Annotated in this window: 2 rRNA genes (1 of these 2 cut by a window edge); both read right to left on the bottom strand. The window is 56.5% G+C overall.

What is annotated here, in order from left to right:
- A 23S ribosomal RNA gene (locus ACFUJ1_RS34125) occupies window positions 1-335 on the bottom strand (it extends 2,881 nt beyond the left edge of the window).
- A 267-nt stretch (window positions 336-602) separates the two neighbouring features.
- Window positions 603-2,121, bottom strand: a 16S ribosomal RNA gene (locus ACFUJ1_RS34120).
- The 16S and 23S rRNA genes sit together here, the layout of an rRNA operon.
- Window positions 2,122-2,335 lie beyond the last annotated feature (214 nt).

Genomic DNA, 2,335 nt, shown 5'->3' with positions numbered 1-2,335 from the left:
GGGAAAAATGACCCCACGACCCCGCATAGACAACGCCTGCCGGCTATCACATCTACACGGTTTAGCCTCATCCGCTTTCGCTCGCCACTACTCACGGAATCACTGTTGTTTTCTCTTCCTGCGGGTACTGAGATGTTTCACTTCCCCGCGTTCCCTCCACACACCCTATACATTCAGATGCGGGTGACACGACATCACTCGTGCCGGGTTTCCCCATTCGGACATCCTCGGATCACAGCTCGGTTGACAGCTCCCCGAGGCTTATCGCAGCCTCCTACGTCCTTCATCGGCTCCTGGTGCCAAGGCATCCACCGAACGCTCTTAAACACTTACAAACAAAGATGCTCGCGTCCACTGTACAGTTCTCAAACAACACACAAGACCACCACACAATCGCAGCACCAACCGGAAACCCGAAAGCTCCCGCGGTATGAACCGCTGCGCGGTCTCGTCGTATTCTTCTTCCTCGAAAAAACTCGCTTCCGCGTGTTCTTTCAGGACCCAACAGTGTGTCGATATAGCGTCTTGCGACGCGGCGTCAGCGTTCCACCCGTGAGCAACACCGGGCCACACTCGGACCCGAAATGCTATGTGCTCCTTAGAAAGGAGGTGATCCAGCCGCACCTTCCGGTACGGCTACCTTGTTACGACTTCGTCCCAATCGCCGATCCCACCTTCGACGGCTCCCTCCCACAAGGGGTTAGGCCACCGGCTTCGGGTGTTACCGACTTTCATGACGTGACGGGCGGTGTGTACAAGGCCCGGGAACGTATTCACCGCAGCGTTGCTGATCTGCGATTACTAGCGACTCCAACTTCACGGGGTCGAGTTGCAGACCCCGATCCGAACTGAGACCGGCTTTAAGGGATTCGCTCCACCTCACGGTATCGCAGCCCTCTGTACCGGCCATTGTAGCATGTGTGAAGCCCTGGACATAAGGGGCATGATGACTTGACGTCGTCCCCACCTTCCTCCGAGTTGACCCCGGCAGTCTCCTGCAAGTCCCCGGCATAACCCGCTGGCAATACAGGACAAGGGTTGCGCTCGTTGCGGGACTTAACCCAACATCTCACGACACGAGCTGACGACAGCCATGCACCACCTGTACACCGACCACAAGGGGGCCTACATCTCTGCAGGTTTCCGGTGTATGTCAAACCCAGGTAAGGTTCTTCGCGTTGCATCGAATTAATCCACATGCTCCGCCGCTTGTGCGGGCCCCCGTCAATTCCTTTGAGTTTTAGCCTTGCGGCCGTACTCCCCAGGCGGGGTACTTAATGCGTTAGCTACGGCACGGATCCCGTGGAAGGAAACCCACACCTAGTACCCACCGTTTACGGCGTGGACTACCAGGGTATCTAATCCTGTTTGCTACCCACGCTTTCGCTTCTCAGCGTCAGTTACTTCCCAGAGACCCGCCTTCGCCACCGGTGTTCCTCCTGATATCTGCGCATTTCACCGCTACACCAGGAATTCCAGTCTCCCCTGAAGTACTCAAGTCTGCCCGTATCGCCCGCAAGCTTGGGGTTGAGCCCCAAGTTTTCACGGACGACGCGACAGACCGCCTACAAGCTCTTTACGCCCAGTAATTCCGGACAACGCTCGCACCCTACGTATTACCGCGGCTGCTGGCACGTAGTTGGCCGGTGCTTCTTCTACAGGTACCGTCACTTGCGCTTCGTCCCTGTCGAAAGAGGTTTACAACCCGAAGGCCGTCATCCCTCACGCGGCGTCGCTGCATCAGGCTTTCGCCCATTGTGCAATATTCCCCACTGCTGCCTCCCGTAGGAGTCTGGGCCGTGTCTCAGTCCCAGTGTGGCCGGTCGCCCTCTCAGGCCGGCTACCCGTCGTCGCCTTGGTAGGCCATTACCCCACCAACAAGCTGATAGGCCGCGGGCCCATCTCACACCGATAAATCTTTCCACCACCAACCATGCGATCAGTGGTCCTATCCGGTATTAGACCCAGTTTCCCAGGCTTATCCCAGAGTGCGAGGCAGATCACCCACGTGTTACTCACCCGTTCGCCGCTCGTGTACCCCGAAGGGCCTTACCGCTCGACTTGCATGTGTTAAGCACGCCGCCAGCGTTCGTCCTGAGCCAGGATCAAACTCTCCGTTGAAGACTCACAACCACACCCCCAAAAGGGGCGCAATCGAAAGAAAAACGCGAGTCCGAAAACCCAGCAAAACAAAACGCCAGCAAAAAGTATTTGCTGACTAAAATGTCCCGACCCTCACACGGGGGTGCAAGAATCGAGAACCAAAAAATTTGGCACTGACATTCATCGACACACTATTGAGTTCTCAAAGAACACACGCACACACATCCGAACC

The sequence above is a fragment of the Nocardia sp. NPDC057227 genome, from assembly GCF_042669725.1.
GTDB lineage: Bacteria > Actinomycetota > Actinomycetes > Mycobacteriales > Mycobacteriaceae > Nocardia > Nocardia asteroides_A.
This window is presented reverse-complemented; position numbering and strand designations above follow the sequence as displayed.